Source organism: Flagellimonas nanhaiensis (assembly GCF_003382275.1).
Taxonomy (GTDB): domain Bacteria; phylum Bacteroidota; class Bacteroidia; order Flavobacteriales; family Flavobacteriaceae; genus Flagellimonas; species Flagellimonas nanhaiensis.
This window is the reverse complement of the sequence record NZ_QTJX01000002.1, coordinates 1,060,426-1,086,283: the sequence shown is the minus strand read 5'-3', so window position 1 is coordinate 1,086,283 and position 25,858 is coordinate 1,060,426. Positions and strand designations below refer to the sequence as shown.

Sequence of the window (25,858 nt, the reverse complement as noted above, 5' to 3'; positions counted from 1 at the left end):
ATTTGGCCCATGAAAGTTCTCCACTTGGATACCAACCATCCTTTACTTCTTGAACAATTGTCCCAATTGGGTTTTGAAAACTATGAAGACTACAAATCTTCAAAGAATGAAGTTGAAAAGAAAATCCATTTATATGACGGCGTGATCATAAGAAGCCGGTTTACCCTGGACCAACAGTTCTTGGATAAGGCCACCAACCTGAAGTTCATTGGAAGGGTCGGTGCGGGAATGGAAAATATTGATGTCGCCCACGCCAAACATAAAGATATTTTTTTGGCCTCAGCTCCAGAAGGTAACCGAAACGCAGTAGGTGAGCACTCTTTGGGTATGTTATTATCTGTAATGAACAAGATGTGCAAAGCCAATCGAGAGGTTAAAAAAGGTAAATGGGATCGTGAGGGCAACCGGGGGGTAGAGTTGGAAGGAAAAACAGTGGGCATAATCGGTTATGGAAATATGGGCAAAGCCTTTGCAAAAAAACTCCAGGGCTTTGATGTTGAGGTCATTTGCTACGACATTGTTGGAGGAGTCGGGGATGAGAATGCAAGACAAGTGGGCATTATGGAATTGCACCAAAGGTCTGATGTGGTCAGCCTCCATGTCCCCCAGACTGAGCTTACCACTGGAATGGTGAACACAGAGTTCATCAATAGTTTTCATAAACCATTTTGGTTGTTGAACACCGCAAGAGGAAAATGTGTGGTCACACGAGACTTGGTGGAAGCCTTAAAATCAGAAAAAATATTGGGCGCTGGATTGGACGTACTTGAGTACGAAAAAAAGTCGTTTGAAAACATGTTCATCCAAAAACCCAAGGCGTTCAAATATCTCAGAAAGGCCAAAAATGTGGTCCTGACACCCCATGTAGCGGGTTGGACCAAGGAAAGTAAAGAGAAATTGGCCCAGACCATTGTCGACAAAATCCAAGAGAGATTTTGCTAAATTTAGTGGGTGAAAAAGACCATTTTTGTTTTTTCTGCGCTCATTGTTGCACTGCTTGCCCTTTTTCAGTTAGGTAAATATTCTTATCTCTCCGGTGATATTTCCATTGAAGTGGCCATTGCCGTTGTCGCCATCATTTTTTTTATAATTGGGGTTTACATAAACAAAAAAACCTTGGCCAAGAAACCTACCACTTTACCCACAATTGATTCCAAGAAAATAAACGAGTTGGGCATCAGTAATAGGGAGTATGAAGTCTTGGTCCATATTTCCAAAGGCATGTCCAACAAAGAAATTGCGGAGGAGCTCTTTATTTCCGAAAGCACTATAAAAACCCACGTTTCCAACCTATTGGTAAAATTGGATGCCAAACGAAGAACTCAGGCAATTCAGAAGGCCAAAGACCTGGAAATTCTTTCCCCTTAATTGATTTTGGTACTTTAGTATGAGAGGTAAACCTGCACTGAGGCTTACTTTTATGACAACCATCAAAAATGTACCAACATGAAAAAAACAGTATTACGATTCGGATTATATGGGGCGATCACCATCTGGGTTCTTTTTCTGATCAGTCTGTTCCTACTGGACAATCTATCCTTTACTACCCAAGAAATTATAGGCTATGCTTCCATGATTCTATCCTTGGGTTTTGTCTATTTTGGAATCAAACATTTTAGGGACAAAGAGAACGAAGGGAAGCTCAGTTTTAAAAAAGCTTTGGTCATAGGAATCCTAATTAGCCTTATCACTGCTTTGGCCTTTGGAATTTTGGATGTGCTGTACTCCCAGGTGCTGAACCCAGATTTTATGACGGAATATTACGATACCACGGTTGAAGGTTTAAGAAATACACTACCTCCTGATGAGTTTAAAGTGGAACTGGCCAAAATGGAGGCCGAAAAAGAAATGTTTTCCAATCCATTGTTCTCTTTTGCAATTATGTCCATGACCGTGTTTGTGATTGGTTTTATTATTTCACTGATTTCAGCTTTGATTCTGCAACGGAAATAATCGCGCCATGACCATTGATGCCAAAACTACGGACGAGTATATTTCCAAACTGCCAGAAGACCGAAAAGAAGCGGTTTCAAAATTACGCGCCACGGTAAGGGATAACCTGCCCGAAGGCTTTGAGGAATGTATCAGCTATAAAATGATCGGTTTTGTGGTTCCCCACTCCCTATATCCAGATGGGTATCATTGCGACCCGAAACTCCCACTCCCTTTCATCAATATAGCTTCCCAGAAGAACTTTGTGGCTCTGTACCATTCCGGGATTTATGCAGACAAGGAACTATTGGATTGGTTTATGGGTGAATATCCAAAATACGTGCGGACCAAATTGGATATGGGCAAGAGTTGTATTCGGTTTAAAAAAATGGAGACCATTCCCCATGATCTAATAGCCGAGCTGTGCCAAAAAATGACCCCGCAAGCATGGATTGCACTTTACGAAAAGAATATAAAAAACAGGAAAAGATGAAAAATAGAGTAACTGGTCTGGGCGGTTTTTTCTTTAAAACCAAAAATCCAGATGAAATCAAGAGCTGGTATAAAGAACATTTAGGTATTCCCATGGATCAATATGGTTGGAGTTTCTGGTGGAAAGATAAAGATGGGAATGATTGTATGACGCAGTGGAGTCCCTTCAAAGAAGATACCCAGTATTTTCAGCCCAGTGAAAAACAATTCATGATGAACTTTAGGGTAGAAAATCTAGTAGAACTCTTAAAAGTTCTAAAAAAGGAAGGGGTAACCGTTGTGGGGGAAATGGAGGAGTACGACTATGGTAAATTTGGTTGGATTTTAGATCCAGAAGGTAATAAAATTGAGTTATGGGAACCTGTTGATAAAGCTTTTCTCTAGATATTGAATTATTTGCTACATTTAAGACTCGTTTAACCAACACATTTAAACCATGTCTGAAGAAAAAAAAGATTTAGGAGATAAAGCCGAAGATGCTTTCGACAAAGCCAAAGATGCAGCCAAGGAAACCGCCGAAGAATTTAAGGAAGGCCTTAAAGACGTTGGAGGTGACAACAAAAAAATCTTGGCAGGAATTTTGGCAATTCTGCTGGGATCCCTTGGAGTTCATAAATTTATACTCGGATATAATAAAGAAGGATTTATACTTCTTGGCTTTTCCATTATAGCCTATATCCTGGTCTGTTTTGTGATCGGGGCCTTTTTGGCCTGGATTCCTGGAATCATTGGACTTATTGAAGGAATTATATATCTAACTAAATCAGACGAAGAGTTTTACAACACCTATCAGGTGGGTAAAAAACCTTGGTTCTAAAGAAAACTGCCGGAGAATTTTCCTCTTCGGCTTTTTTATTTACTAATATTATCGTAATATTGCAATATAAAATTATAAATGCATTGTTCAAGACATGGGAGTTTCTAAGACACATATGTTTTCCTTGACGCAAAATGAGCTGGCCCAGGCTGCCAAAGTATTGGCACATCCAGCCCGAATTGCCATCCTGGAATACATCAGCAGACAAGAAAATTGTATCTGCAACGACCTTGTAGATGTTATTGGCCTTTCTCAACCTACTATCTCCCAACATTTGAATGAAATCAAAAAAATTGGGCTCCTAAAAGGAACCTTTGAAGGTAAAAATCTTTGTTACTGTATTAACCAAGAACGCTGGGAAGAACTGCAACACTCCTTTCATGTGTTCTTTACCAATATTAATCAAAACTGTTGTTAACCATGAATACTTCAGAATTTCTATCACTATTAAAACAGCATCAAGACAAAAGTCTACTTTTCGAATATACTCCAGGTAAGCTGGTCGGGGCCAACTATCATATCACCGAGGTCAAGAATATTACCGTTGATTCCGTTGATTGTGGTGCTGGCACCGATTTTTGGAAAGAAACCATTGTTCAACTTTGGGAGAGTCCAAAGGAAAAGGACAAAAGAGATTATATGTCCGTTTACAAAGCTCTGAGCATCCTGAACAAAGTTGATAGGATGAAGCCCATGGTACAAGATGCCGAAATTAAATTTGAATACAGCAATGCTGATTTTCATACGGCTCAACTCTTTGTACATGATCATGCTTTGGACAACAAGACGCTCACAGTAAAATTGTCCGTTCAGAAAACAGACTGCAAGGCCAAAGAAACTTGCGGAGTTGTGGAGGAATCCCAACCTGCCGAAACCGCATGTTGTTCTCCTGAAAGCGGTTGTTGTTAAATGAAGGTCAGGGCCATGACCCCTCAGGATTGGGAACAGGTTTCCCAAATCTACAAAGAAGGGATAAGTACGGGTATTGCCACCTTTGAGCTGAATGTTCCCAGCTATGAAAGTTGGGATCAAGCCCATCTAGAAAAATGCCGTTTGATTGCCGAAGAAGAAGGGAACATTCTTGGTTGGGCAGCCCTATCGCCCGTATCGAGCAGATGCGTATATGGTGGAGTTGGCGAAGTAAGCGTATACGTTGCTTCCAAAAGTCGTGGAAAAGGAGTAGGGAAATTGTTGATGGAGCGACTTATTGAGGAAAGTGAGGAGGCAGGATTATGGACGATTCAATCTGGGATTTTTCCCGAAAACCAAGCCAGTGTCAAGCTTCATGAAAAAGTAGGTTTTCGCTATATTGGCAAACGGGAACGGGTAGGTAAAATACATGGGGTTTGGAAAGACAACCTCCTATTTGAAAAACGTAGTAAAAAAATTGGAATAGATTAACATCAAATCAAAAAACCGAATGAAAAACGTATTAGTACTTTGTACCGGAAATTCGTGCCGAAGCCAAATGGCACATGGATATTTGAATCACTTTCAGGATTCCTTGGCCAATGTTTATAGTGCAGGGATAGAGACCCATGGGCTAAACCCTGGTGCCGTGTCCATTATGAAAGAAGATGGCATTGATATTTCTGGCCATACCTCTAACCATGTGGATGAATACGAAGGGATTGAATGGGATTATATTATTACGGTTTGCGATCATGCCAAGGAAAACTGCCCTTTTATTCCAGCCAAAAATGCGCAACGGATACATCAGAACTTCATGGACCCATCAAAAGTTTCTGGTCCCGAAGATGTAAAACATAAAGCATTTGTGAGTACCAGAGATGAAATAAAAGAGTTCTGCCACGATTTTGTGAAAGAGGAGTTGGTAAACTAAACTCAAACAATTTGGTTAGTCAATGGCGGAAGGCATGTTCCCTTCTGCCATTTTTCTTTCCAACTCAGCCTGGAATTCTTCCATGACAGGTTTGACCGTACTTTCCGGTAAATCCGCAATTCGTATATACATCAGCCCATCTACAGAATTATTGAACAGAGGATCTACATTAAAGGCCACAACCTTTGCGTTTTGCTTGATATACTTCTTGATCAATACCGGAAGACGAAGACTTCCGGGTTCTACCTCACTGATCAATTTGTCAAACTTGTTTAAGTCTGCTTGGGTTTCATCAAACACAAATTCTTTGTCTGCATCCTTGAGCTGTACCTTAAATTCCTTTTTAGGCCTTATGTATTGAGCTACATAGGGATCCCAGTAATTGGATTTCATAAACTCGATCATCAAGGATTTGGAAAAATTGGAGAACTGATTACTGATACTGACCCCCCCAATTAAATATTTATGCTCTGGATATCGTAAGGTGGTATGGACAATCCCCTTCCATAACAAAAAGAGGGGCATCGGTTTTTGCTGGTATTCTTTTACGATGTAGGCCCGTCCCATTTCTATGGATTTTTCCATCATACCATACAATTCCGGTTCAAACCTAAAGAGGTCCTGAAGATAGAATCCATCAATTCCATAGTCCTTGAAGATTTGTGATCCCAATCCCATACGGTATGCCCCAACAATGGTCTTTTCTTCATTATCCCATAGAAAAAGATGGTGGTAGTAGGAATCAAACTGGTCCAAATCAACGGCATTATTTGTTCCCTCTCCCACTTCTCTAAAGGTAATTTCGCGCTGCCTGCCAATCTCTTTTAAGATAAAGGGCATGTCTTTTTCTTGTGCCAGATAAACTTCATAGTTCTTGCTCTGGAGCATGCGACAATCCTTTTCCCTAAGCTTATCGATCTCGCCCTGCAGAACCTTCACATTTACAGCAGAGGCTATCTTCTTTGGCGGTTTGGGTATCTTCAAAGTGGTGGGGACCTTGTCAATCAAACGCTCTTTTTCAAAAGCATTTGCCAACAAATAGGTCTTTTTTCTCAGCAGCTCCGCAAAAGATTCCAAAGTTTCTTCTTCTTTTTGGGTATTTACGGATATAGGCTGCCCCACACGCACCTTTATGGGCCTTCTACTTTGGGAAGTAAGCTCAGATGGCAGCTTCGCAGTCCTAAAAACATCATTGATTTTGGAGAGTCTGTAAAAAAGTCTGCTATTTTTCGCATGGAAATATATGGGCACTACCGGAACTTCGGCCTTACGAATCAGCTTGATTGCGGCCTCTTCCCAAGGTCTGTCCACCACCAATTTGTCATCTCTATAAGTGGAAACCTCCCCCGCCGGAAAAATACCTAGCGGATGTCCCTCCTTCAGATGGAGCAATGCATTTTTGAAACCCATGATACTGCTCTTGGCATCCTTGTGGTTTTCAAAAGGATTAACAGGCATGATGTATGGCTTCAATGGTTCTATTCTATGCAATAGAAAGTTGGCAATGATTTTAAAATCACTACGCTCCTGAAGCATCAACTTAAGTAGCAGAACTCCGTCTATGCCTCCCAATGGGTGATTGCTAATGGTAATGTATGGTCCTGATTTAGGAAGACGTTTCAAGTCTTCTTCGGGAATTTCAAAATCAATTTCATAATGATCCAAAATCCGATCCAAAAATTCTGGCCCGGTCAAATCCTTGTTCCGATCATAAAAACGATTGATGGTAGTTATCCTGGTGAACGCCATCAACAACCATCCTACAAAGGTGCCCAAAAAGCCATATTTGTCAAGATGAATGACCTTAGCCACCTCTTTTGCAGAAACCAACCCCATATAAGAAAATATTAGGTAGGTATAAAGATAGAAAATTACAGGTATTGGCTTTTGCCCTAGAAATGAGGCATTTCTATTTTACGACCAGCTGCACAGTCTCCTTTCCGCGCTGTTCTACCAATACAGATCTTCCGTTTTGAAGGGATTTGACCGCATTGTCATCAAAATGTCTTATGGTGTAAAGAGAAACCTCTTCATGACAGACCACTTTGAATTTCCTTTTTAGTTCGTTAAGCATAGATTGTAGCCCATTGAACTTGTTATCCAAACAAACCGAAAAGCTAATGGCCGAATTTTGGATCAGGTCTACTTTCATTCGATGGTCATGGAACAGTTTGAAGATTTCACTGATGTTGTTTTCCACGATAAAAGAAAAGTCCAAAGAGGAAAGTTTGATCAAAACCTGGTCCTTTTTTACAATAAAGCAAGGGATTTTAGGGGAGATCCCCTCACCTTTGCCCACCATGGTTCCATCTCCCTTTGGGTTTACAAATGATTTCACATGCAATGGAATCTCTTTTCTCTGTAAAGGCTGCAACGTTTTTGGGTGGATTACCGAAGCTCCGTAAAATGCCAATTCTATGGCTTCCCGATATGAGATTCGGTCCAACAATTGAGTCTGCTCAAAGTTCCTTGGGTCGGCATTCAATACCCCGGGAACATCTTTCCAAATGGTTACAGATTCTGCATTCAGACAATAGGCCAAAATAGCTGCCGTATAATCCGAACCCTCTCTTCCCAAGGTAGTGGTAAAGTTGTTTTCATCACTGCCCAAAAAGCCTTGGGTTATGTTGAGCTTGGACATATCCACCTGCTTGGAAACTTCATCCTGGGTGCGGTCCCAATTTACCTTGGCATCCCTATAATTGTTGTCTGTCTTGATTAAACTACGGACATCCAACCAAGAATTGGTCAACCCTACTTCATTAAGATATTCACTAATTATTGTGGTAGAAACCAATTCTCCATATCCTACAACCTGATCATACACAAAAGCATATTTTGGAGATTTGTTCCATGTCAAGAAACCCTTGACCTCATCAAAAAGGAGTTTTACTTTTTCATGTACCGGGTGGTTTGGGTTTTTAAACAAATCAGTTAAAATGGTCTCATGAAAATCTATGACCTCTTGAAAGGCAGGAGTTAAAGTATTTTTATTCTCAAAATAAGCCTTGACCACTTTTTCCATGGCATTGGTCATTTTACCCATGGCCGAGATTACTACTAGAGTATCCTCATATCCCACCTCACTTAAAACCTTTACCACATTCCTGACCGCTTCTGCATCCTTTACCGAAGCGCCCCCAAACTTAAAAACCCTCATTAATTTGTTCTTTCTATGTAATTTTCAATTCCTTGTTCATCTAACTGTACCACATCCCAATCTCTCATCACTCTAGCTCCTTTGCTCTCATAAAAGTTTATTGCTGGCTCGTTCCAGTCCAGTACTTCCCAACAAATTCTTCGAACTCCCAAACTATGACCGTACTTTACCACTTCGTCCAAAAGTGCAGAGCCTATTCCACTCCCTCGCATTTTTTCGGAAACGATTAAATCCTCTAAATGTATAACGGGTCCTTTCCAAGTAGAATATCTTGGGTACACCAAAGCGATTCCCAATATTTCTCCTGCAAATTCCGCTACAAAGCAATGGAACATTTTGTTCTTACCAAAGCCATCCCTTTCCAAATCCTCTTTGGTGACTTCAACGGCATCCGGTTCCTTTTCAAAATCTGCCAATTCTTGGATGAGCCCCAAAACTTGACCCATATCTTCTTTTTTGGCCTCTCTGATTGAAAAATCCATATTGTTAGAAATAAAACTCAAAGTTATAAATATCTAAAACTTTCCCTCAACGAAATCGATATAGTATCACAAAATGAACGATATTTGTCGCCAAATAAAACACGCTACCATGTTTGACCTCCAGCATAAGACCCTGGGAGAATTTATAATTGCCAATCAAGACTCTTTTCAATACACCTCTGGTGAACTTTCACGACTCCTCAACGGATTGAGGCTGGCTGCAAAAGTTGTCAACCACGAGGTAAACAAAGCGGGGCTGGTAGACATCTTAGGTGGTGCGGGCGACACAAACATTCAAGGTGAGAACCAGCAAAAACTGGATGTTCTGGCCAATGAAAAGTTTATTCAAACCCTAAAAAACAGAGAAATTGTCTGCGGTATTGCTTCCGAAGAAGAAGACGATTTTATTGCCATCAACAGCAAAGATGAAAACCATCAAAATAAATATGTGGTTTTGATCGATCCTTTAGATGGTTCATCAAATATTGATGTAAATGTGTCTGTAGGTACCATTTTTTCCATTTATAGGCGAATAACTCCTGTCGGTACCCCGGTAACAATGGAAGATTTTCTACAGCCCGGCAAAAACCAAATTGCGGCCGGATATATAATTTATGGCACCTCCACCATGCTTGTTTATACCACGGGAGATGGTGTAAATGGTTTTACATTGAATCCTGCCCTAGGAACATTTTACCTTTCCCACCCCAATATGGAATTTCCTGAAACAGGAAAAATCTATTCGGTCAATGAAGGAAACTACATCCATTTTCCGCAAGGGGTGAAAGATTATATCAAATACTGTCAGAAAGAAGAGGGAGACAGGCCCTACACTTCGCGTTATATAGGTTCCTTGGTGTCCGATTTCCACCGAAATATGATCAAAGGTGGAATTTACATGTACCCCAAGAGCAGTATGGCGCATAACGGCAAGCTTCGTCTTTTGTACGAATGCAACCCCATGGCTTTCCTGGCGGAACAGGCCAATGGAAAGGCAAGTGATGGATTCCAACGCATTATGGATATCCAACCTTCAGAACTTCATGAAAGGGTTCCTTTCTTCTGTGGAAGTAAAAAGATGGTAGAAAAGGCCGAAGAATTTATGGCCAAATACTAGATTATTTTTCCATGAGGAATTGGTAATCCTCAAAATCTATTCTTCCAGTAAAAATTGCAATGGATTTTTCTACGATCAGTTTTGCTTTGCTGGGGGAATACCCTAGTCCAATAGCATACTTGACAATGAGTCCAACCTGCTCTTGATCCACAACATTGTCTGCAAAAGCGATTTCAAAGAAATCGAACAACCTCCTCAGTCTTTTTTCACCACTATGAGGTGTTTCAATAGGATATTTATTTTCCTTTTTCATCACCTCTTTGTACTCTGCATCCGTGATGTTCAATCTAAAGGCAAATTTGTCCAAAGCGGTTTTTTCCTCATCGGTAATTACACCATCCGCTGCGGCCAAACTGGCCAAAGTTGCAAAATGCGCAAGGTTTTTCCGTTGTTCGCCGTGTTCGTATAAATCTAAAATTGGCATACTTCAATTTTTGTGGCACAAATATATATCTTATCATAGAAAGGTAGGCATATTTACCCCCAAAAGAAATTTGTATTTTCATTTGATTTTGAAACCCAAAAAATTGCAAACTGCAAGACTCTGAACTTTTTAATATTGCCTATAATTGGTTCAACCAACAAGGATGGAAGCCATTTCCTTTTCAAGAACAGACCTGGAAAGCTTTTTTGGATGGCAAACATGGACTCTTGAATGCCCCCACCGGAAGCGGAAAAACTTACGCACTTTGGTTTCCCATTGTGCTGAACTACATTAAAACCCATCCCAATTACAAAACCAAGCACAAAAAGGGACTTAAAGCGATTTGGATAACACCATTAAGGGCACTCTCGCAAGAAATTAAACAATCTGCCGAGCGGATTACCCAGGACTTGGAGACCCAAATGACGGTAGGAATCAGAACCGGAGATACCCCAAACAAGGAACGAGCAAGACAAAAAGCGGCTATGCCCGACTTGTTGATCACCACTCCTGAAAGTCTTCAACTCCTACTTTCATCAAAAGGATATGAAAAGACCTTTAAAGATTGTTCGGCAATCGTTGTTGATGAGTGGCACGAGCTGTTGGGTACCAAACGCGGGGTTCAAATGGAACTGGGTCTATCTAGGTTAAAGACCATTTGTGCCAACCTTCGAATTTGGGGCATCTCTGCGACCATCGGTAATTTAGAACAGGCCAGACAAGTATTGTTGGGGCCTTCTTCGGGCCATCTGAAAAATTCAACATTGATCAAGGCCAATCTCAACAAAAAAATTACGGTCAAAAGTATCATTCCAGAGAAAATGGAAACCTTCCCCTGGAGAGGGCATTTGGGATTGCATCTTTTAAATGAGGTGGTCCCTATCATCCGAAAAAGCAAAACCACACTGCTTTTCACCAACACCCGAAGCCAATGCGAAATTTGGTTTCAAAAAATCTTGGAAAAATACCCTGAGTTTGCAGGAGAAATGGCCATGCACCATGGCAGCATCAATAAGGAAACCAGGCTTTGGGTGGAACAGGCCATTCGAAACGAAAGTCTAAAAGCAGTTGTGTGCACATCGAGCCTTGATCTGGGTGTAGACTTTGCGCCTGTGGAAACCGTCATCCAAATTGGAGGCCCCAAGGGTGTTGCCCGTTTTCTTCAAAGGGCAGGACGTAGCGGTCACAGGCCTGGAGAGGAAAGTGTTATTTATTTTTTGCCCACCCATGCCATAGAATTGGTGGAAGCCGCTGCAATGCAAAAAGCTGTATTGGATAGTGCCGTGGAAGACCGAATACCGTATTTGAACAGCTTTGATGTTCTTATCCAGTATCTGACCACTTTGGCTGTTTCCGATGGATTTTATCCTAAGGAAATATATCCTGAAATCAAACAAACATTTTGCTACCAGGGCATTGATGAGGAACAGTGGCAATGGCTGTTAAATTTTTTGGTGATGGGAAGTCAAAGTCTAAAAAGCTATGATGAGTACAAAAAAGTGGAGCTGGAAGAAGATGGAAAGTTCAAGGTAAATAGCAGGGCCGTTGCCATGAGGCACCGATTTCAGATTGGAACCATTGTGGGAGATGCAACCATATCAGTTCGCTATCAAAAGGGAGGGTATATTGGCACCATTGAGGAATACTTTATTTCCAAATTGAGTCCGGGAGATGTATTCACCTTCGCAGGAAGGAATTTGGAATTCATCCGAATCAAGGGAATGTCCGCCCATGTCAGAAATTCATCTAAACGCACCAACAAAGTACCCAGCTGGATGGGTGGGCGGTTAAGTTTTTCAGCAAAGATGTCGGAACTGTTACGGCAAGAATTGTATACCGCAGAGTTGCCATTTTCCAAACAGTCTATTGAAATTCAGTCCTTAGCGCCCATGTTTGCCAAGCAACGTGAAGAAAGCATGGTGCCCCAACCTCATCAATTCTTGATAGAGACTTTTAAGACCAGCGATGGTTATCACCACATATTTTATCCCTTTGAGGGCAGGGCCATTCATGAAGGAATGAGCAGCCTGCTAGCCTACCGAATCAGTTTATTGACGCCCATCACCTGTTCCCTGGCCTTCAACGACTACGGTTTTGAATTACTATCGGACAAACCCCTGGACATTCAGGAAATCCTGGACAATAATTTGTTTACAAGCGAATACATGCTTTCCGATCTTCAAAAAAGCCTAAACTCCAACGAAATGGCCAGACGTAAGTTTCGGGATATTGCGGTCATTAGTGGCATGGTGTTCACGGGTTATCCAGAAAAAGGAGTGAAGATGAAGCACCTGCAAAGCAGTTCAGAGCTTTTGTTTGATGTTTTTAGGGATTTTGAGGATGATAACCTGCTCTATCAACAAGCCTATACCGAAACATTTGAACATCAACTTGAAGAAGGCCGATTACGATTGGCTTTGGAACGCATAGCTGAGCAAGAAATCGTTTGGAAACAATGCCAACGACCCACTCCATTTTCATTTCCCATTATCACAGATAGATTACGGGAAAAACTATCCAATGAAAAATTGGCAGATCGTATTAAACGAATGACCAAAATCCTAACGAGATAGGAGAATCAACCTTCCAAACAACCTCGATTAACCACTTAATCAACAAGGGTCATTTCGTTCAGGGTAAAGTCTTCAACGGCTCCCTCAACTGCTTCCATGTATTGGGCCAGATGGGCAGCGTCCATGTGTTTTTGCCAAAGTTCCCGTGAGGTCCAGTTTTCATAGAAAAGAAAAAGGTTCTCATTTTCATTGTCCTGATGAAGGTCATAATTGATGCACCCTTCCTCTTTGAGAGTCGGTTCAATAAGTTTAACCAATTCGCTCTTTACCAATTCCTTTTTCTCTGGTTTGGCCAAAATTCGAGCAACAATAGTCAGCTTTTTGGTTTCCATAAAATATATTTTATAAAGTTGTGATCACTTCATTTAAAGGTCTCCTTGATTTCGGATTCTTTGACGGTTGATTGAAGTCATCTGCTTCTCTGTATCCAATGGCAACTCCAACCAGGGCATGATAATCCTTTGAGCCCAATATTTCATCATATTTTTCAGGTTCAATACCTTCCATAGGTGTGGCATCTATTCCCATTGCCGCACAAGCTGAAAGGAAAACCCCCAACGCCAAATAAGTTTGGCTACTGAACCAGGATTTAACCTGATTTTCAGGTTGAGGCTTTAAAAATTGCTTGTAATATCCTACCGCACCTTCTGGCAGGTTTTCCTCAATCTGTTTTTCAAACAATTCAATATTGTCTATTCTGCTGAACACCACTAAAGTGTCACAATCAAGCACCTTGGGTTCGTTAAAGAAAGAAGCTTTTGCCAGAGCTTCTTTTTTTTCAGAATCCCTTACAAAAGTAAACTTCCAGGGCTGACTATTGATGGAAGATGGGCTTAATCTTACTATTTCCTTTAGTTCCTCAATTTTTTTGGAATCTATTCTTTTGGAAGCGTCATACTTTTTTGTGGTATAGCGCTCTTGCATTGTGTTGATGAAACTCATATTTTTGAACTATAAAAATTATAGTTACAAAACTATATAGGGTATTGCAGTTGTGCAATAACGGTCTAAAAGGATAGTAGCATTTTTAATCTGATCTTAGTACATGTACACCATAAAAGGCAAAACATATCCCTGTTGTACCAGTGTTACCATGGGAATCATTGGGGGCAAATGGAAATCCGTAATTCTGTTCTATTTAATTGATGGTCCTTTGAGATACAACGAGTTGAAAAAATGTATCAACGGAGTCACGGAAAGAACACTGAGTCTCCAACTTAAAGGTCTTGAAGAAGACGGTGTAATCCGAAGAAAGGTATACACTACCAAACCTCCATTAAAGGTGGAGTATTCCTTAACTGATTTTGGAAAAACACTGGTCCCGCTATTGAAATCCATAGCAGATTGGGGTGATTTTGTAGTGGAGAACTACGCCGAAAAATAATATCAAACCTATCTTTAGGCTTTAAAAGCCAAATGACCCATTCCATAAAAATATTGGACCAAAATTTTGTGCTCCACCCTTTGGGTGGCGTTTTTTGGATTGATAGATCACTGTTGCTGATCAGCGATGTGCACTTGGGCAAAGTGAACCACTTTAGAAAATTTGGAGCGGCTGTTCCCAGAAAGGCTATTCACAAAAATTTTGTTCTACTCGATAAAATCGTAGCTGATTTTGAGCCTTTTCAAATCTGTTTTTTAGGAGACCTTTTCCATTCTTCGCTCAACAAGGAGTGGGACCTGTTTGAAAATTGGGTTGCCAAGACCCCTGCAGAGATTATTTTGGTTTCCGGAAACCATGACATCATTTCTCCAGAAAAATACAAGCAATTGCATATTGAAATCTTTCCGGAAATGGTCATCGACGATTTTTTGCTTACGCACCATCCCGAACAACGCAAGGGTCATTTTACTTTCTGCGGGCATATTCACCCAGCAGTTAAATTGCGAGGCTTTGGTAGGCAGAGATTAAGACTTCCCTGTTTTTTTAAGAGCAAGAACCAGATGATCTTGCCCGCCTTTGGCGAATTTACCGGAACCCATACCCTCCAACCCAACAAAGAAGATGAAATCTTTGCCATTGTAGAGGACAGTGTGGTAAAAGTTTAGATGTGCCACGTTCCTCCTAAACGACATTAGAATCGTCATTCCGTGCTTGACACGGAATCTCATCACAATAAATGAGATGCTGAAACAAGTTCAGCATGACGGTACAGTAATAAATCATTTTGACAGAGCGAAGCAACGAGAAATCTGAAAAAATACTTTCTCTAAAAAGGATTCAGCTTATATTTGCCGCAAAGTTTTTGGATTGACCCAAACATCAATTTCCCAACTTTTTGAACAGTCTCCGCAACTTCGGAAACTGGGGGATACTATTGCCCATTTTCAAAATTCCACTGATAGCCAAAATCAAAAAATCAATGCAAAAGGGCTAGTTGGATCCTCTCTTTCCTTTGTTTTTTCCCATCTTTTTAAATCGATGGAACTGCCATTTCTTTTGATTTTAAATGACAAGGAAGAAGCCGCTTATTACTTAAATGACCTGGAGCAATTGATAGGAGAAAAAGATGTGCTCTTTTATCCTGGAAGCTATCGAAGGCCTTATCAAATTGAAGAGACGGACAATGCCAACGTGCTGCTTCGGGCCGAAGTGCTCAACCGTATCAATTCCAGAAGGAAACCAGCGGTCATTGTCACCTATCCTGATGCACTTTTTGAAAAAGTGGTCACCCGAAAGGAACTGGACAAGAACACTCTTAAAATTAAATTGGAGGATACGCTTTCCTTGGATTTTTTAAACGAAGTGCTTTTTGAATATCAGTTTAAAAGGGTGGATTTTGTGACCGAACCAGGTGAGTTTTCGGTCAGAGGAGGGATTGTTGATGTCTTTTCGTTTTCACATGACGAACCCTACCGTATCGAGTTTTTTGGGGACGAAGTGGACAGCATCCGAACCTTTGATGTGGAGACCCAGCTGTCTACGGAAAAAGTGAAAAAAATCACTATTATCCCTAATGTGGAGAACAAGTTTTTGCAGGAAACCCGGGAAAGCTTCCTAAAATACATCGCCTCCAAAACTGTCATTTTCTCCAAAAATTTGGACTTGGTCTATAATCGAATCGATTCCAATTTTGAAAAGGCCAAGGAAAGTTTCGCAAAACTCAGCACAGAGGTAAAACATGCAGAGCCCAAAGAGCTTTTTGTAGATTCCGACCTCTTAAAACAACAATTACAGCAGTTTTTGAGCATCGAGATCGGTGCTTCTTCGGGTGAGGCCCAGAAAAAAGTTCAGGGTGACGAAATTATATTTCGAACCAAGCCCCAACCTGCCTTCAACAAAAAATTTGACCTGCTCATTGCCAACCTTAATGAAAATCAAGAGGCAGGTTTTACCAACTACATTTTCTGTTCTACCGAACAACAGGCCAAACGTTTTCACGACATCTTTGATGAGGTAGATGAAACCGTACATTACCAAACTCTTGTTTTTCCACTCTATCAGGGATTTGTGGACCATGATTTAAAATTGGCCTGCTATACGGACCATCAAATCTTTGAACGATATCATAAGTTCCACCTCAAGAATGGGTATGCCAAAAAACAGGCAATTACACTCAAGGAACTCAACAAATTGGAGATTGGTGACTATGTCACCCACATTGATCACGGTATAGGAAAGTTTGGTGGACTTCAAAAAATTGATGTAGAAGGCAAAAAGCAAGAAGCCATCAAACTTGTTTATGGCGACCGGGATATTCTATATGTGAGTATTCATTCCTTGCATAAAATTTCCAAGTATAACGGAAAGGACGGTGCTCCGCCCAAAATCTACAAATTGGGTTCCGCGGCCTGGAAAAAATTAAAGCAAAAGACCAAGAGTAGGGTCAAGAAAATTGCTTTTGACCTGATCAAGGTCTATGCAAAGCGCCGACTGGAAAAAGGATTTCAATACGACCCGGACAGCTATTTGCAACATGAACTGGAGGCTTCCTTTTTATACGAAGACACTCCCGATCAGGGTAAAGCAACCGCAGATGTCAAAAAGGACATGGAGAGTGAGCGTCCTATGGACCGGTTGATCTGCGGGGATGTAGGCTTTGGAAAAACCGAGGTCGCAATCCGTGCTGCCTTTAAGGCTGTAGACAATGGGAAGCAGGTAGCCATTTTGGTGCCCACCACCATTTTGGCCTTTCAGCACAACAATACTTTTAAGAAACGACTGGGTGAGCTTCCCGTAACCGTGGATTACCTCAACCGTTTTAGGACAACCAAGGAAAAACGGGACATTCTGGAACGCTTGGCCGCAGGAAAAATCGATATCATCATCGGGACGCACCAATTGGTGAACAAAAATGTGCAGTTCAAGGATTTGGGGTTGCTCATTGTGGATGAAGAGCAAAAATTTGGCGTGTCCGTAAAGGACAAGTTAAAGTCCATCAAGGAAAATGTGGATGTGCTCACGCTGACCGCTACGCCCATTCCCAGAACGCTTCAGTTTAGCTTGATGGCGGCGCGTGACCTTTCGGTAATCAATACCCCACCCCCAAACCGTTATCCTATTGAAAGCAGGGTCATCAGATTCAATGAAGAAATTATTCGGGATGCGGTTTCCTATGAAATACAAAGAGGCGGACAGGTATTTTTTATCAATAACCGTATTGAGAACATCAAGGAAGTTGCAGGTATGATCCAACGTCTGGTCCCCGATGCCAAAATTGGTATCGGTCATGGGCAGATGGAGGGCAAAAAATTGGAGCAATTGATGCTTGCCTTTATGAACGGAGAGTTTGATGTGCTCGTTTCCACTACGATTGTGGAGAGTGGCCTGGATGTCACCAATGCCAATACCATTTTCATCAACAATGCCAATAATTTTGGGTTGAGCGACTTGCACCAGATGCGTGGTCGCGTTGGGCGAAGTAACAAAAAGGCATTCTGTTTCTTCATCACCCCACCATATGAGGTAATGACCCCGGATGCCCGAAAACGAATTGAGGCCTTGGAGCAGTTTACCGAACTGGGCAGTGGTTTCAATATTGCCATGAAGGATTTAGAGATTCGTGGTGCGGGAGACCTGTTGGGAGGAGAACAAAGCGGATTCATCAATGAAATTGGTTTTGAGACCTACCAGAAAATATTGTCCGAAGCTATTGAGGAACTCAAGGAAAATGAATTCAAAGAACTTTACGAAGAAGTGGAGGGCAGCCACGAAAAAACCTATGTAAAGGATCTTCAGTTGGATACAGATTTTGAGTTGTTGTTCCCCGATGATTATATCAACAATATTACGGAACGACTTAATCTGTATACCCAACTCAACCAAGTTGAGGATGAAGAAGGACTGCAAAAATTTGAAGCACAATTGGTGGACCGGTTCGGGGAATTACCTGAACAGGCCGTGGACTTGTTAAACTCTGTGCGAATCAAATGGATCGCTGCCCACATAGGTCTGGAAAAAGTGGTGCTGAAAAAGAATAAGTTTTTGGGGTATTTTATTGCCGACCAACAATCCGATTTTTACCAAAGTCCCGTCTTCACCCAGATATTGAACTATGTTCAAACCCATCCCAAAACCTGTCAACTAAAAGAAAAACAAACCCGAAATGGGTTGCGTTTGTTGCTGGTGTTTGATGGGGTGACAAGTGTGGAGAAGGCCTTGAGGGTTTTGGGGCCCTTAAACCTCCAAAGCGATTCTATTCCCTCTTGAATATAGATTTGTTCACATTTTCTCCCGTACCAACGAAGCAATCTTAAAGAGCAGTACCATCTCCAAAATTACCGTAGGGAAGAACAGGAACAGGGCCAGTGGTGCCAAAACAATGATCAACAAGCAGAAAGACATCAACAACTCTGCTCCGCCAGCGGCAAAGGCTACGGTGCGTAATTTTTTGCCAGCTTTTAATATGGAAATACCAAACAAGACTCCCAACGCACCAAAGGTTACAGCTTCTGCCATAAATACGGCCTCAATACTGAGCGGGTCATTGAAAATGGAGATGATATCGTAGGCGTAGAACACTACTACGGCCGCCATAATCAAGAGTGAGGCAATCTTCATCAGGTAGTTTTTTAGGAGTTTACCGGATATCAAAAAACCATACATGAACAACACATTGAACAGCACCACCAACACCTTTACGGCCATATGGCCCCATTGTCCATAGATGAGTTCGTCTTCCTCCAAACGCATAAAGTCGGCTACTCCTTCAAAAACTGCGGCAATCAAGAACAAGATTCCAGAAATCCAGGCCAAGGTCAATAAAAAGCGAATGGATTTAGCTTCTTTTTGAGGTATGGGACCTATCTTATCCATGCCAACTGTTTCTCCGCTTTCCTGAAGACTTTCGTAATCGTAATCCAAAGCGGACAGTATGGTCTTTATGGTATAACTTCTTGGAGAGACCTCGCCATTTTCAATCCGTTGTAAAGTGCGCACATTAATATTGCAGCGCTCTACCAATTCCTCCTGGGTAAATCCTTTTTGCTTGCGCAATTCGGTAATCTTTAATCCTAGTTCTGGTTGTTTCATAATCTCTACGTTTTGAAAACTAGGACAATGTTACTTTCAAAACCCCTAGCTCCCAAGGAATTATACAGAAATTGACCCGACATTTAGCCGGCATTTACGCCTTAATCCTTTAAAATTCAGCTCTTCAGCCCTAGAATGCCTGGTACACCTGTTTTACAAACTCCCCAATTTTTGAAGGTTCTAACCATCGTGTTACAATAAGCAATCCATTCTTTTGGTCTACAACGATGAAGTTGCCCCCAAAGCCTGCTGCGTAGAAGACATGGTCAGGAACACCTTCCCACTCTCTGGTACCGTCCTTTTGGTTCAGCCACCACATATAGCCATAACTTGCATTGGGAACTGAAGGTTCGGTTGCCTTTGCAATCCATTCTTCACTTATCAATTGTTGGTCTTTCCATTTGCCATTGTTCAGAAATACCATACCAAACCGGGCCATATCTTCGGTGCTGATGAAAATACCTGCCCCCGAATGGCCACCTCCTGTCACGGATTTCATTTTTAATCCGTCGATTACCGTCCATGCGTGATCATACCCATACCAGCGCCAAGTAGTCGATGCACCAATTTTATCCATGAGCTCCTCTTTGAGCACCAAAGGCATAGGTTTGCGCCAAACTTGCGTCAGGGAATAGGCCAGCACGTTCACCCGAACGTCATTGTACTCCATAACGGTTCCGGGTTCGTTGAGTTTTCTGAATTTCCAATCATCCAAACCGCCTTCACGGGGCGGACGGTCTGCCCAGTCCTTTATGCCCCAAAGCTCTCCGGACCAATCGGAATTTTGTTGGAGCAGATGTCCCCAGGTAATTTTGGAATTGTGTTCCCCATTAAATGTGCCATCCCAGACATAACGGGAGACTTTATCATCCACATTTTGAATCAGGCCTTGGTCTTCTGCAAGCCCCGCCACGGTAGAAAGAAAACTTTTGGTCACGCTAAAAGTCATATCCACCCTTTGGGTGTCTCCCCAAGAAGTTAATAGGTGACCGTTCTTCAGAATCATGCCCGCAGGTCCTCCCCTTTTTTTGGTAGGCCCCAAAATTTCGTGAAAAGGTTCTCTTTGGAATCCTTTCAATATGGCCTGACGTAAATCGCGTGGGCCAGAATATTCGTTGTCTTTTGCAAAATCGACCGCAGTGTTCAATTGTTGCGCATCGTATTTGAATTGATTCTTTTCTGCTGCTTTCCAGGCTTGGTTCCGTTCTGGGAAAAAATAGTCTTGGGCGGTAAGTGCCATTGGAGATAAAAGTAATCCTAGAAGCAAAACAATAGAGGGGAAAATACCTTTCATTTAGTTGATGTTTGATTTTGGAAATGAAGGTACTAATTGCAGTTGGATTTTGAAATGGCAATTATTTTCAATGTCATTTCGACAGAGCGAAGCGACGAGAAATCCAGAATTAATTATTTTTAAATATGCTTAATCGCTACTGCGTTTATATTCTCACCAATGTGACCAAAACCACACTCTACATTGGTGTGACCAACGATATTCAAAAAAGATTGTCCCAGCATTATTTTGACAGTAAAAATGCAAAGGAATCCTTTGCTGGAAAATACAATTGCTATTACTTAATTTATTATGAGGGTTTTGAATCCATTGAAACGGCTATCCAAAGGGAAAAAGAATTAAAAAAATGGCGCAGGGAGAAAAAAGAAAAATTGATTTTCTCATTCAATCCTCAGTGGAAGTTTTTGAACAATGAAATTATTTAGATTTCTCACATGCGTTCGAAATGACAATGTAGCTTTAACAAATATCTAGGTGTCCTAAAAGCGCTTCTTTTTAACAAGCTTGCCCTCTTGATCATAGAACCGCCAAGTGCCCACTTGTTCATCGTTTCGGAAACGACCCGTTATTTTTTCTTCACCATTTGAATAATATTCCGTGTAACGTCCATGCTTGAGACCGTCCTTTAAGTCTACCTCAAACCTAATTTTTCCATTGCCGTACTTTTTTGAAAATGACTTGGCGTTCAGATCAGTGGGATAAATGGGTTTTAGATTGAAAATGGCATCGGTTACTTGAGCAGGGACCGCTTTTTTAACTATTGGTGCTGATTGGGGCCTTTCCTCAAATTGGGCATTCTTCTTTACTTCCTCTACATTTTGATAGTTGAGAACCAACCTACTTTCAAATAGGTCATCCTCCGGTGTCAATTGTAATCCTACTTGAGGGAAGCAAATGATAAAGTCTTTGTTTTTCCGAAGCTTTTGTTTGGTGCTGGCATCGGCAAGAGCATACATATTATTGTACAAAACCGGAATATTGCTATAGACAAAAACGCTGGATTCTCGTTCAAAATGGCTATTAAATTCCTTGAAGTCTTCTGAAGCGGAAAGGGTTTCCTTGTTTACAAAATCATCAATTATACTTTTGAGGGTATTAGGGCTGTTGCTGAAAATCACGTAGTCATCTATCAAGGTGAAGTATGGTTTGTCAAACTCTTTAAATCGAGCTCCCAACAGTATTTTGAAGAATCCCTTTATAGAGAGGAAATTGATCTCATGCTCTTTATAATTAACCGCTTTGAACTTTACCGGGGTTTTCTTTTTAATCTGTTTCAATACAAAATCCAAATTGGATTTGGCTTCATCAACATCATTGGATTTTAATACCAAGGCGAGGTCGTTCTTTCCTTTTGAAATGTGGGATTGAACTTGCAGCAACGCAATTTCATCCCCAATCCAACTTACAAAGTTTTCCTTCACATCGATTTTGAGAAATTTTTCCACTTTCTCAATACCATCTTGATAGCTTTCGAACTGTTTCGGATTCTCTTGCTGAATGGTTTCAAAATTTTTATAGAATTCAGCAAAGCTGTCAAAGCCGTAACTAATGTATAAGGCCGTGCGCTTTGGAGCTATTTTGGGAACAGTTCGTTTGGATGTTCCCGATCTCTGTAAGGCTTCCAGATAGTTTTCGTTGGTAGAGCCAATATTGGTATAACCGTTGGCCGTTAAGGTGCTATTTCCGTCCAAATTCAAATGAAATCCTGAGAACAAAAAGTTTTCGCTCAGTCGTTGCACCCAATCAGAAGGGTTATCAGAAAATCGTCTGAAGTAGTCATCAAAATAATTGTACTGCACATACAACCGGAACAAATCCTCATGTCCCACTTTTTGGTTGACCTCAATAAAATTGAGGTTTCTTCCCAAGACCGGTTCTTGGTATTGATCAATGGAAGCCTCCACCAAAGCATGTGTATAAGATGCAACCAACTGGTTTTTGATAAACGCCAAGTACATGGTCTCTTTCGTCCTTTTATCGTGCACTTCCAAAATCTCATGGGCATGATAGGTACGCTTGCTCAACACATAATTCTCGTTCAACAAGGTGTTCAAATAGGTTTTGAGGAGTTTTAATTTGGCGATACGTTTAAGGTCAAGAACATAAAAAATTCCATACTCCTTCGGGGAAATCATATGAACGGAAATAAAGAGGGACCGTCCATCAAAAAACTTGAACAACTTATGGTTATTATTAAAAATGGTGTCCACCTTTTGAATGTTCTCCGTGAGTTCCGAGAAGTAATCGTTTTTCTGAAGATGGTGCCAGGCTTCACTTTCGCTCACTTTGCCCCAACCATGTACAGGTTCTTCAGATTCAATTACAAAAACAGCATCCTTGGGGATAAGGTATATGGACTGCAGATTGGTTTTTGGGGAAAGAACAAAAATGTAGGCTAAATAACATAGGTAGGCCAACAACAAGGCAAGCATACCATAAAAGAATCTTTTTTTTGTCATTGTTCAAAAAGCGTCTTAAACAATAACGAAAGTGTATGTTTTTTAGTCTATTGACCGCTAGAGCGTCTTTAAATCCTTAATGGTCTTGAAGGCTACATCAACCTGGTCCTCGTTCACCAAAATGGTAAACTCATTGGTAGTTGAAATCACCTCATAGAGCACAATGCCTTCCCAGGCCAAACGCTGAAAGATGAAATAGTAGATTCCAGGAACCGATACATTCTCAGCAGGCAACTTTACCGTAATGGAGGAAAGGCCCTCAGCTTTTTGCGTACAACGTTCGTTCCTAAAATACTTCTCCACGACATGATCCATGACATTGCTTATGACAATATTGATCTCATTGACCCCTCTTGAAGAAGTATAGAAGACATCTTGGTTTGCGTTGACCTCCTCCAATAACCGGGCCTGCTGCTGCAGAATGGTATCCGATGCCAAAAAAGTGTAATCGGTGAGTGAGGACCGCACAGTAATTTCACCAATGTTTTTAAGAACCTTTACAATTCTGTGGGTGGCCCTAAATTCCAAATCGTCCGAAAGCCTTTTGAGCGCCATCACCACTGCTCCATCTTTTACATCCTTGCCCAATTCATCGGAAATTTCCGGTTTAATTTGCCGGGACAATGAAGTCAGGTTGATGATTCCCTGGGCGAGGGCACTTTGTAAAAATGGTTTCTTTTTAATGTAATGTTCTACTACGGCGGATATGGTTTTCATTGGCTTGGTTTTGTACAAAAATAACATATTGTTACAAAACAAACAAATGGTTAGAAATAATAGAAGGCGTTCTCCATATGCTCAACCGTATACTTTTCCTTTTCCTGGATTACTAAAAGTATATCAAACCGCACCTCAAGATCCAAATCATTCTCAAGTACAAATTCATTGGCGGCCAACGTCAAGAGTCTTATTTTCTTTTTGTTTACTGTCTCGGAAATATCTTCAAGAAATCCATGGGTTCTGGATTTTACTTCTACCACACTTAGTATTCCATCCTTTTCTGCAATAATATCTACCTCTGCATACTGAAATCTGTAGTTCCTAGCGCGGATATTGTAGCCCTTATCTATTAAAAAATCAGCAGCAATCTGCTCTCCACGCTTTCCAAATTCATTGTGTTTCCCCATTTACTTCGAAAAATATTAAAAAAATTGTGCAGTTCATCGAAAAATTGTGCAGTTCAAGGGTAAAACTGCGTTAAGATTGTAATTTGTTGGCCGAATCGAACCACGCCCAACGTTAACTAAACATATAGTTGCCCCAAAACTATGTACCTAATTAACGCCAGACATTGCTATGGAGTACTTCATTAATTGTAATTCCTCAACGTTGGCGCCGTACACTACTCCATTGGATGAAGTACGTGCTGCCCATTTGTACCGGAGGCTAGGTTTTAGTGCCTCAGTACAGACCATAAATGCTGCTGTTGGACAGACCGTAGGGACCCTTGTTGACAACTTGGTGGACCAGGCTCTGGCAGCTCCTCCCATTCCGCCTCCAACGTGGGCCGATTGGACCGATGCCGATTATCCCGACGATGATGATTTAGCCGGACAACTAAGAAGAGCCCAACGGGAAGAATTTGCCATTGCATATGGCAACGCCCTTTTGGATAACGACCTCAGAGATCGCTTGAGCTTCTTTTGGCACAATCACTTTGTAACGGAGATTGATGTTTACAATTGTAATTCCTTTTTATATCATTACATCAACTGCCTTCAACGAAATGCACTGGGCAACTTTAAGACCTTCGTAAGCGAAATTGGTCTAACCAGTGCCATGTTGTACTATTTAGATGGTGTACGTAACAGAGGTAACAATCCAAATGAAAACTATGCTCGGGAATTATACGAGTTGTTCACTTTAGGTGAAGGTAACAACTATACCGAGGAAGACATCATAGAAACGGCCAAAGCTCTTTCCGGTTATACTGAAAGAGGAGAAGAAGGATGTACACAAGTAGCTTTTAATACCGAAGATTTCAATACTGAGAACAAAACCATTTTTGGTCAGACAGGAAATTGGGGATATGATGATGTCCATGATATCCTTTTTAACGAAAGACCAAACGAAATAGGATGGTTCATCTGTAAGAAACTGTACGAATATTTTGTTCATCCAGACTCTACCGGAGATGACGGAAATGGTATTGCCCCACAAATAATTGACGGTCTTGCCCAGACCTTTGTAGCCAATAATTTTGAGCTAGCACCTGTATTGCGTCAATTGTTTAAAAGCCAGCACTTTTTTGATGACACTGCAATAGGGGTAATCATAAAAAGTCCTTTCGATCTATACCTTCATTTATACAAGGAAACCGGGTTTACTTATGATGACGGTACGGTAATGAACATTGTGGATGCCTGCAGCATGATAGGCCAAACTATGTTTGACCCCTTTGATGTAGCCGGTTGGCAACGAGATAGACAATGGATCAACACCAATTTTATCATTGGTCGTTGGCTGACAAGCGAAGTGTTCTTAGAGCGCTCGTTTCAGTCAGATGCTGAGCAGTTCAGAACTTTTGGTATTGCCGCTGTTGGTGCCGGAGGAGCTTCGGAAAGCGACCCCGCGGTTGTGACCAGGGCCATTGTAGACCAGCTTACACCTAAAGGTCTACTCACAGACCCAGACTATGATAGAGCTATTACGGTTTTTAGGGAACCCTATGAAGATACCGGAACTTACGAGACCAATAGCTGGAATATGACATTGCCAGATGCCAATATCCAGGTATATCTATTACTTCTTCATCTGGTCAGAGAACCCGAATTTCAACTAAAATAACCCTAC

28 protein-coding genes are annotated in these 25,858 nt (G+C 41.2%); 17 read left to right on the top strand and 11 right to left on the bottom strand.

Translation table 11 applies throughout. The annotated features are described in order from the left end of the window. Positions 1-9: 9 nt before the first annotated feature. The 10 genes from DX873_RS12480 (at position 10) to DX873_RS12435 (ending at position 5,084) form a co-directional block, all read left to right on the top strand. A complete protein-coding gene (locus DX873_RS12480; protein ID WP_116184751.1) occupies positions 10-942 on the top strand; it encodes a 2-hydroxyacid dehydrogenase in 933 nt (310 codons plus the stop codon). A gap of 9 nt (positions 943-951) precedes the next feature. Beyond that, on the top strand, positions 952-1,368 hold the full coding sequence (locus tag DX873_RS19180; protein WP_116184750.1) for a response regulator transcription factor: 417 nt from the start codon (positions 952-954) through the stop codon (positions 1,366-1,368). Between the two features lie 78 nt (positions 1,369-1,446). After that, positions 1,447-1,953, top strand: a complete 507-nt coding sequence (locus DX873_RS12470; RefSeq protein WP_116184749.1) for a DUF4199 domain-containing protein — start codon at positions 1,447-1,449, stop codon at positions 1,951-1,953. Positions 1,954-1,960: 7 nt separating this feature from the next. After that, the gene (locus DX873_RS12465; RefSeq protein ID WP_116184748.1) at positions 1,961-2,425 is read left to right on the top strand and encodes a DUF1801 domain-containing protein; all 465 of its coding nucleotides are present in this window, start codon (positions 1,961-1,963) and stop codon (positions 2,423-2,425) included. After that, positions 2,422-2,808: a VOC family protein gene (locus tag DX873_RS12460; RefSeq protein ID WP_116184747.1), complete on the top strand. Its 387-nt coding sequence runs from the start codon at positions 2,422-2,424 to the stop codon at positions 2,806-2,808. The genes DX873_RS12465 and DX873_RS12460 overlap by 4 nt, the downstream gene beginning before the upstream one ends. A gap of 52 nt (positions 2,809-2,860) precedes the next feature. After that, positions 2,861-3,241 (top strand): TM2 domain-containing protein, encoded by a 381-nt coding sequence (locus tag DX873_RS12455; protein ID WP_116184746.1) that lies wholly within the window; start codon positions 2,861-2,863, stop codon positions 3,239-3,241. A gap of 94 nt (positions 3,242-3,335) precedes the next feature. Beyond that, positions 3,336-3,659 carry an ArsR/SmtB family transcription factor gene (locus tag DX873_RS12450; protein ID WP_116184745.1) on the top strand — a complete coding sequence of 108 codons (324 nt, stop codon included), beginning with the start codon at positions 3,336-3,338 and terminating at the stop codon, positions 3,657-3,659. Between the two features lie 2 nt (positions 3,660-3,661). Continuing rightward, positions 3,662-4,150 (top strand): DUF6428 family protein, encoded by a 489-nt coding sequence (locus tag DX873_RS12445; protein ID WP_116184744.1) that lies wholly within the window; start codon positions 3,662-3,664, stop codon positions 4,148-4,150. Beyond that, positions 4,151-4,642 (top strand): GNAT family N-acetyltransferase, encoded by a 492-nt coding sequence (locus DX873_RS12440; RefSeq protein WP_116184743.1) that lies wholly within the window; start codon positions 4,151-4,153, stop codon positions 4,640-4,642. Positions 4,643-4,661: 19 nt separating this feature from the next. Beyond that, positions 4,662-5,084 carry an arsenate reductase ArsC gene (locus tag DX873_RS12435; protein ID WP_116184742.1) on the top strand — a complete coding sequence of 141 codons (423 nt, stop codon included), beginning with the start codon at positions 4,662-4,664 and terminating at the stop codon, positions 5,082-5,084. A 15-nt stretch (positions 5,085-5,099) separates the two neighbouring features. Here DX873_RS12435 and DX873_RS12430 read toward each other — a convergent pair whose 3' ends face one another. From DX873_RS12430 to DX873_RS12420, 3 genes are all read right to left on the bottom strand, one after another. Then, positions 5,100-6,920, bottom strand: coding sequence for a GNAT family N-acyltransferase (locus tag DX873_RS12430; RefSeq protein ID WP_116184741.1), 1,821 nt, complete (start codon positions 6,918-6,920; stop codon positions 5,100-5,102). 73 nt (positions 6,921-6,993) lie between these two features. After that, a complete protein-coding gene (locus DX873_RS12425; RefSeq protein WP_116184740.1) occupies positions 6,994-8,244 on the bottom strand; it encodes an aspartate kinase in 1,251 nt (416 codons plus the stop codon). Then, complete coding sequence (locus tag DX873_RS12420; RefSeq protein WP_116184739.1) at positions 8,244-8,726, bottom strand: GNAT family N-acetyltransferase; 483 nt, start codon at positions 8,724-8,726, stop codon at positions 8,244-8,246. Before DX873_RS12420 ends, DX873_RS12425 begins: the two co-directional genes overlap by 1 nt. Positions 8,727-8,835: 109 nt before the next feature. Between DX873_RS12420 and fbp the strand changes: the two genes are divergently transcribed. Further along, complete coding sequence (gene fbp / locus DX873_RS12415; RefSeq protein WP_116184738.1) at positions 8,836-9,843, top strand: class 1 fructose-bisphosphatase; 1,008 nt, start codon at positions 8,836-8,838, stop codon at positions 9,841-9,843. 1 nt (position 9,844) lies between these two features. On the opposite strand, the gene DX873_RS12410 is transcribed toward fbp, so the two are convergent. Further along, a complete protein-coding gene (locus DX873_RS12410) occupies positions 9,845-10,267 on the bottom strand; it encodes a tellurite resistance TerB family protein (RefSeq protein ID WP_116184737.1) in 423 nt (140 codons plus the stop codon). Positions 10,268-10,377: 110 nt separating this feature from the next. Here DX873_RS12410 and DX873_RS12405 point away from each other — a divergent pair, with 110 nt between their 5' ends. Continuing rightward, the gene (locus DX873_RS12405; protein WP_116184736.1) at positions 10,378-12,840 is read left to right on the top strand and encodes a ligase-associated DNA damage response DEXH box helicase; all 2,463 of its coding nucleotides are present in this window, start codon (positions 10,378-10,380) and stop codon (positions 12,838-12,840) included. A gap of 35 nt (positions 12,841-12,875) precedes the next feature. Here the strand turns inward: DX873_RS12405 and DX873_RS12400 are convergent, their stop codons facing one another. Together DX873_RS12400 and DX873_RS12395 are read right to left on the bottom strand one after the other, a co-directional pair. Continuing rightward, positions 12,876-13,172 (bottom strand): putative quinol monooxygenase, encoded by a 297-nt coding sequence (locus DX873_RS12400; protein WP_116184735.1) that lies wholly within the window; start codon positions 13,170-13,172, stop codon positions 12,876-12,878. A 10-nt stretch (positions 13,173-13,182) separates the two neighbouring features. Then, positions 13,183-13,782 carry a nitroreductase family protein gene (locus tag DX873_RS12395; RefSeq protein WP_116184734.1) on the bottom strand — a complete coding sequence of 200 codons (600 nt, stop codon included), beginning with the start codon at positions 13,780-13,782 and terminating at the stop codon, positions 13,183-13,185. 103 nt (positions 13,783-13,885) lie between these two features. Between DX873_RS12395 and DX873_RS12390 the strand changes: the two genes are divergently transcribed. The 3 genes from DX873_RS12390 to mfd all read left to right on the top strand — a co-directional run bounded on the left by DX873_RS12390 (position 13,886) and on the right by mfd (position 18,490). Continuing rightward, positions 13,886-14,224 carry a winged helix-turn-helix transcriptional regulator gene (locus tag DX873_RS12390; protein ID WP_116184733.1) on the top strand — a complete coding sequence of 113 codons (339 nt, stop codon included), beginning with the start codon at positions 13,886-13,888 and terminating at the stop codon, positions 14,222-14,224. Positions 14,225-14,256: 32 nt separating this feature from the next. Beyond that, entirely contained in the window at positions 14,257-14,889 is a 633-nt protein-coding gene (pdeM, locus tag DX873_RS12385; RefSeq protein ID WP_116184732.1) for a ligase-associated DNA damage response endonuclease PdeM, read from the top strand. Between the two features lie 202 nt (positions 14,890-15,091). Next, on the top strand, positions 15,092-18,490 hold the full coding sequence (gene mfd / locus DX873_RS12380; protein WP_116184731.1) for a transcription-repair coupling factor: 3,399 nt from the start codon (positions 15,092-15,094) through the stop codon (positions 18,488-18,490). A 12-nt stretch (positions 18,491-18,502) separates the two neighbouring features. On the opposite strand, the gene DX873_RS12375 is transcribed toward mfd, so the two are convergent. Together DX873_RS12375 and DX873_RS12370 are read right to left on the bottom strand one after the other, a co-directional pair. After that, on the bottom strand, positions 18,503-19,312 hold the full coding sequence (locus tag DX873_RS12375) for a helix-turn-helix domain-containing protein (protein ID WP_116184730.1): 810 nt from the start codon (positions 19,310-19,312) through the stop codon (positions 18,503-18,505). A 130-nt stretch (positions 19,313-19,442) separates the two neighbouring features. Beyond that, positions 19,443-20,606, bottom strand: coding sequence for a serine hydrolase domain-containing protein (locus tag DX873_RS12370; protein WP_116184729.1), 1,164 nt, complete (start codon positions 20,604-20,606; stop codon positions 19,443-19,445). Positions 20,607-20,731: 125 nt separating this feature from the next. Between DX873_RS12370 and DX873_RS12365 the strand changes: the two genes are divergently transcribed. Next, positions 20,732-21,031, top strand: coding sequence for a GIY-YIG nuclease family protein (locus DX873_RS12365; protein ID WP_116184728.1), 300 nt, complete (start codon positions 20,732-20,734; stop codon positions 21,029-21,031). Positions 21,032-21,085: 54 nt separating this feature from the next. On the opposite strand, the gene DX873_RS12360 is transcribed toward DX873_RS12365, so the two are convergent. The 3 genes from DX873_RS12360 to DX873_RS12350 are packed head-to-tail and all read right to left on the bottom strand — an operon-like array spanning position 21,086 to position 24,192. Continuing rightward, positions 21,086-23,065: a DUF3352 domain-containing protein gene (locus DX873_RS12360; protein WP_116184727.1), complete on the bottom strand. Its 1,980-nt coding sequence runs from the start codon at positions 23,063-23,065 to the stop codon at positions 21,086-21,088. Positions 23,066-23,122: 57 nt separating this feature from the next. Then, positions 23,123-23,782, bottom strand: coding sequence for an aspartate kinase (locus DX873_RS12355; RefSeq protein WP_116184905.1), 660 nt, complete (start codon positions 23,780-23,782; stop codon positions 23,123-23,125). A 50-nt stretch (positions 23,783-23,832) separates the two neighbouring features. Then, positions 23,833-24,192: a YraN family protein gene (locus DX873_RS12350; protein WP_116184726.1), complete on the bottom strand. Its 360-nt coding sequence runs from the start codon at positions 24,190-24,192 to the stop codon at positions 23,833-23,835. A gap of 169 nt (positions 24,193-24,361) precedes the next feature. Here DX873_RS12350 and DX873_RS12345 point away from each other — a divergent pair, with 169 nt between their 5' ends. Then, on the top strand, positions 24,362-25,852 hold the full coding sequence (locus DX873_RS12345) for a DUF1800 domain-containing protein (RefSeq protein ID WP_116184725.1): 1,491 nt from the start codon (positions 24,362-24,364) through the stop codon (positions 25,850-25,852). Positions 25,853-25,858 lie beyond the last annotated feature (6 nt).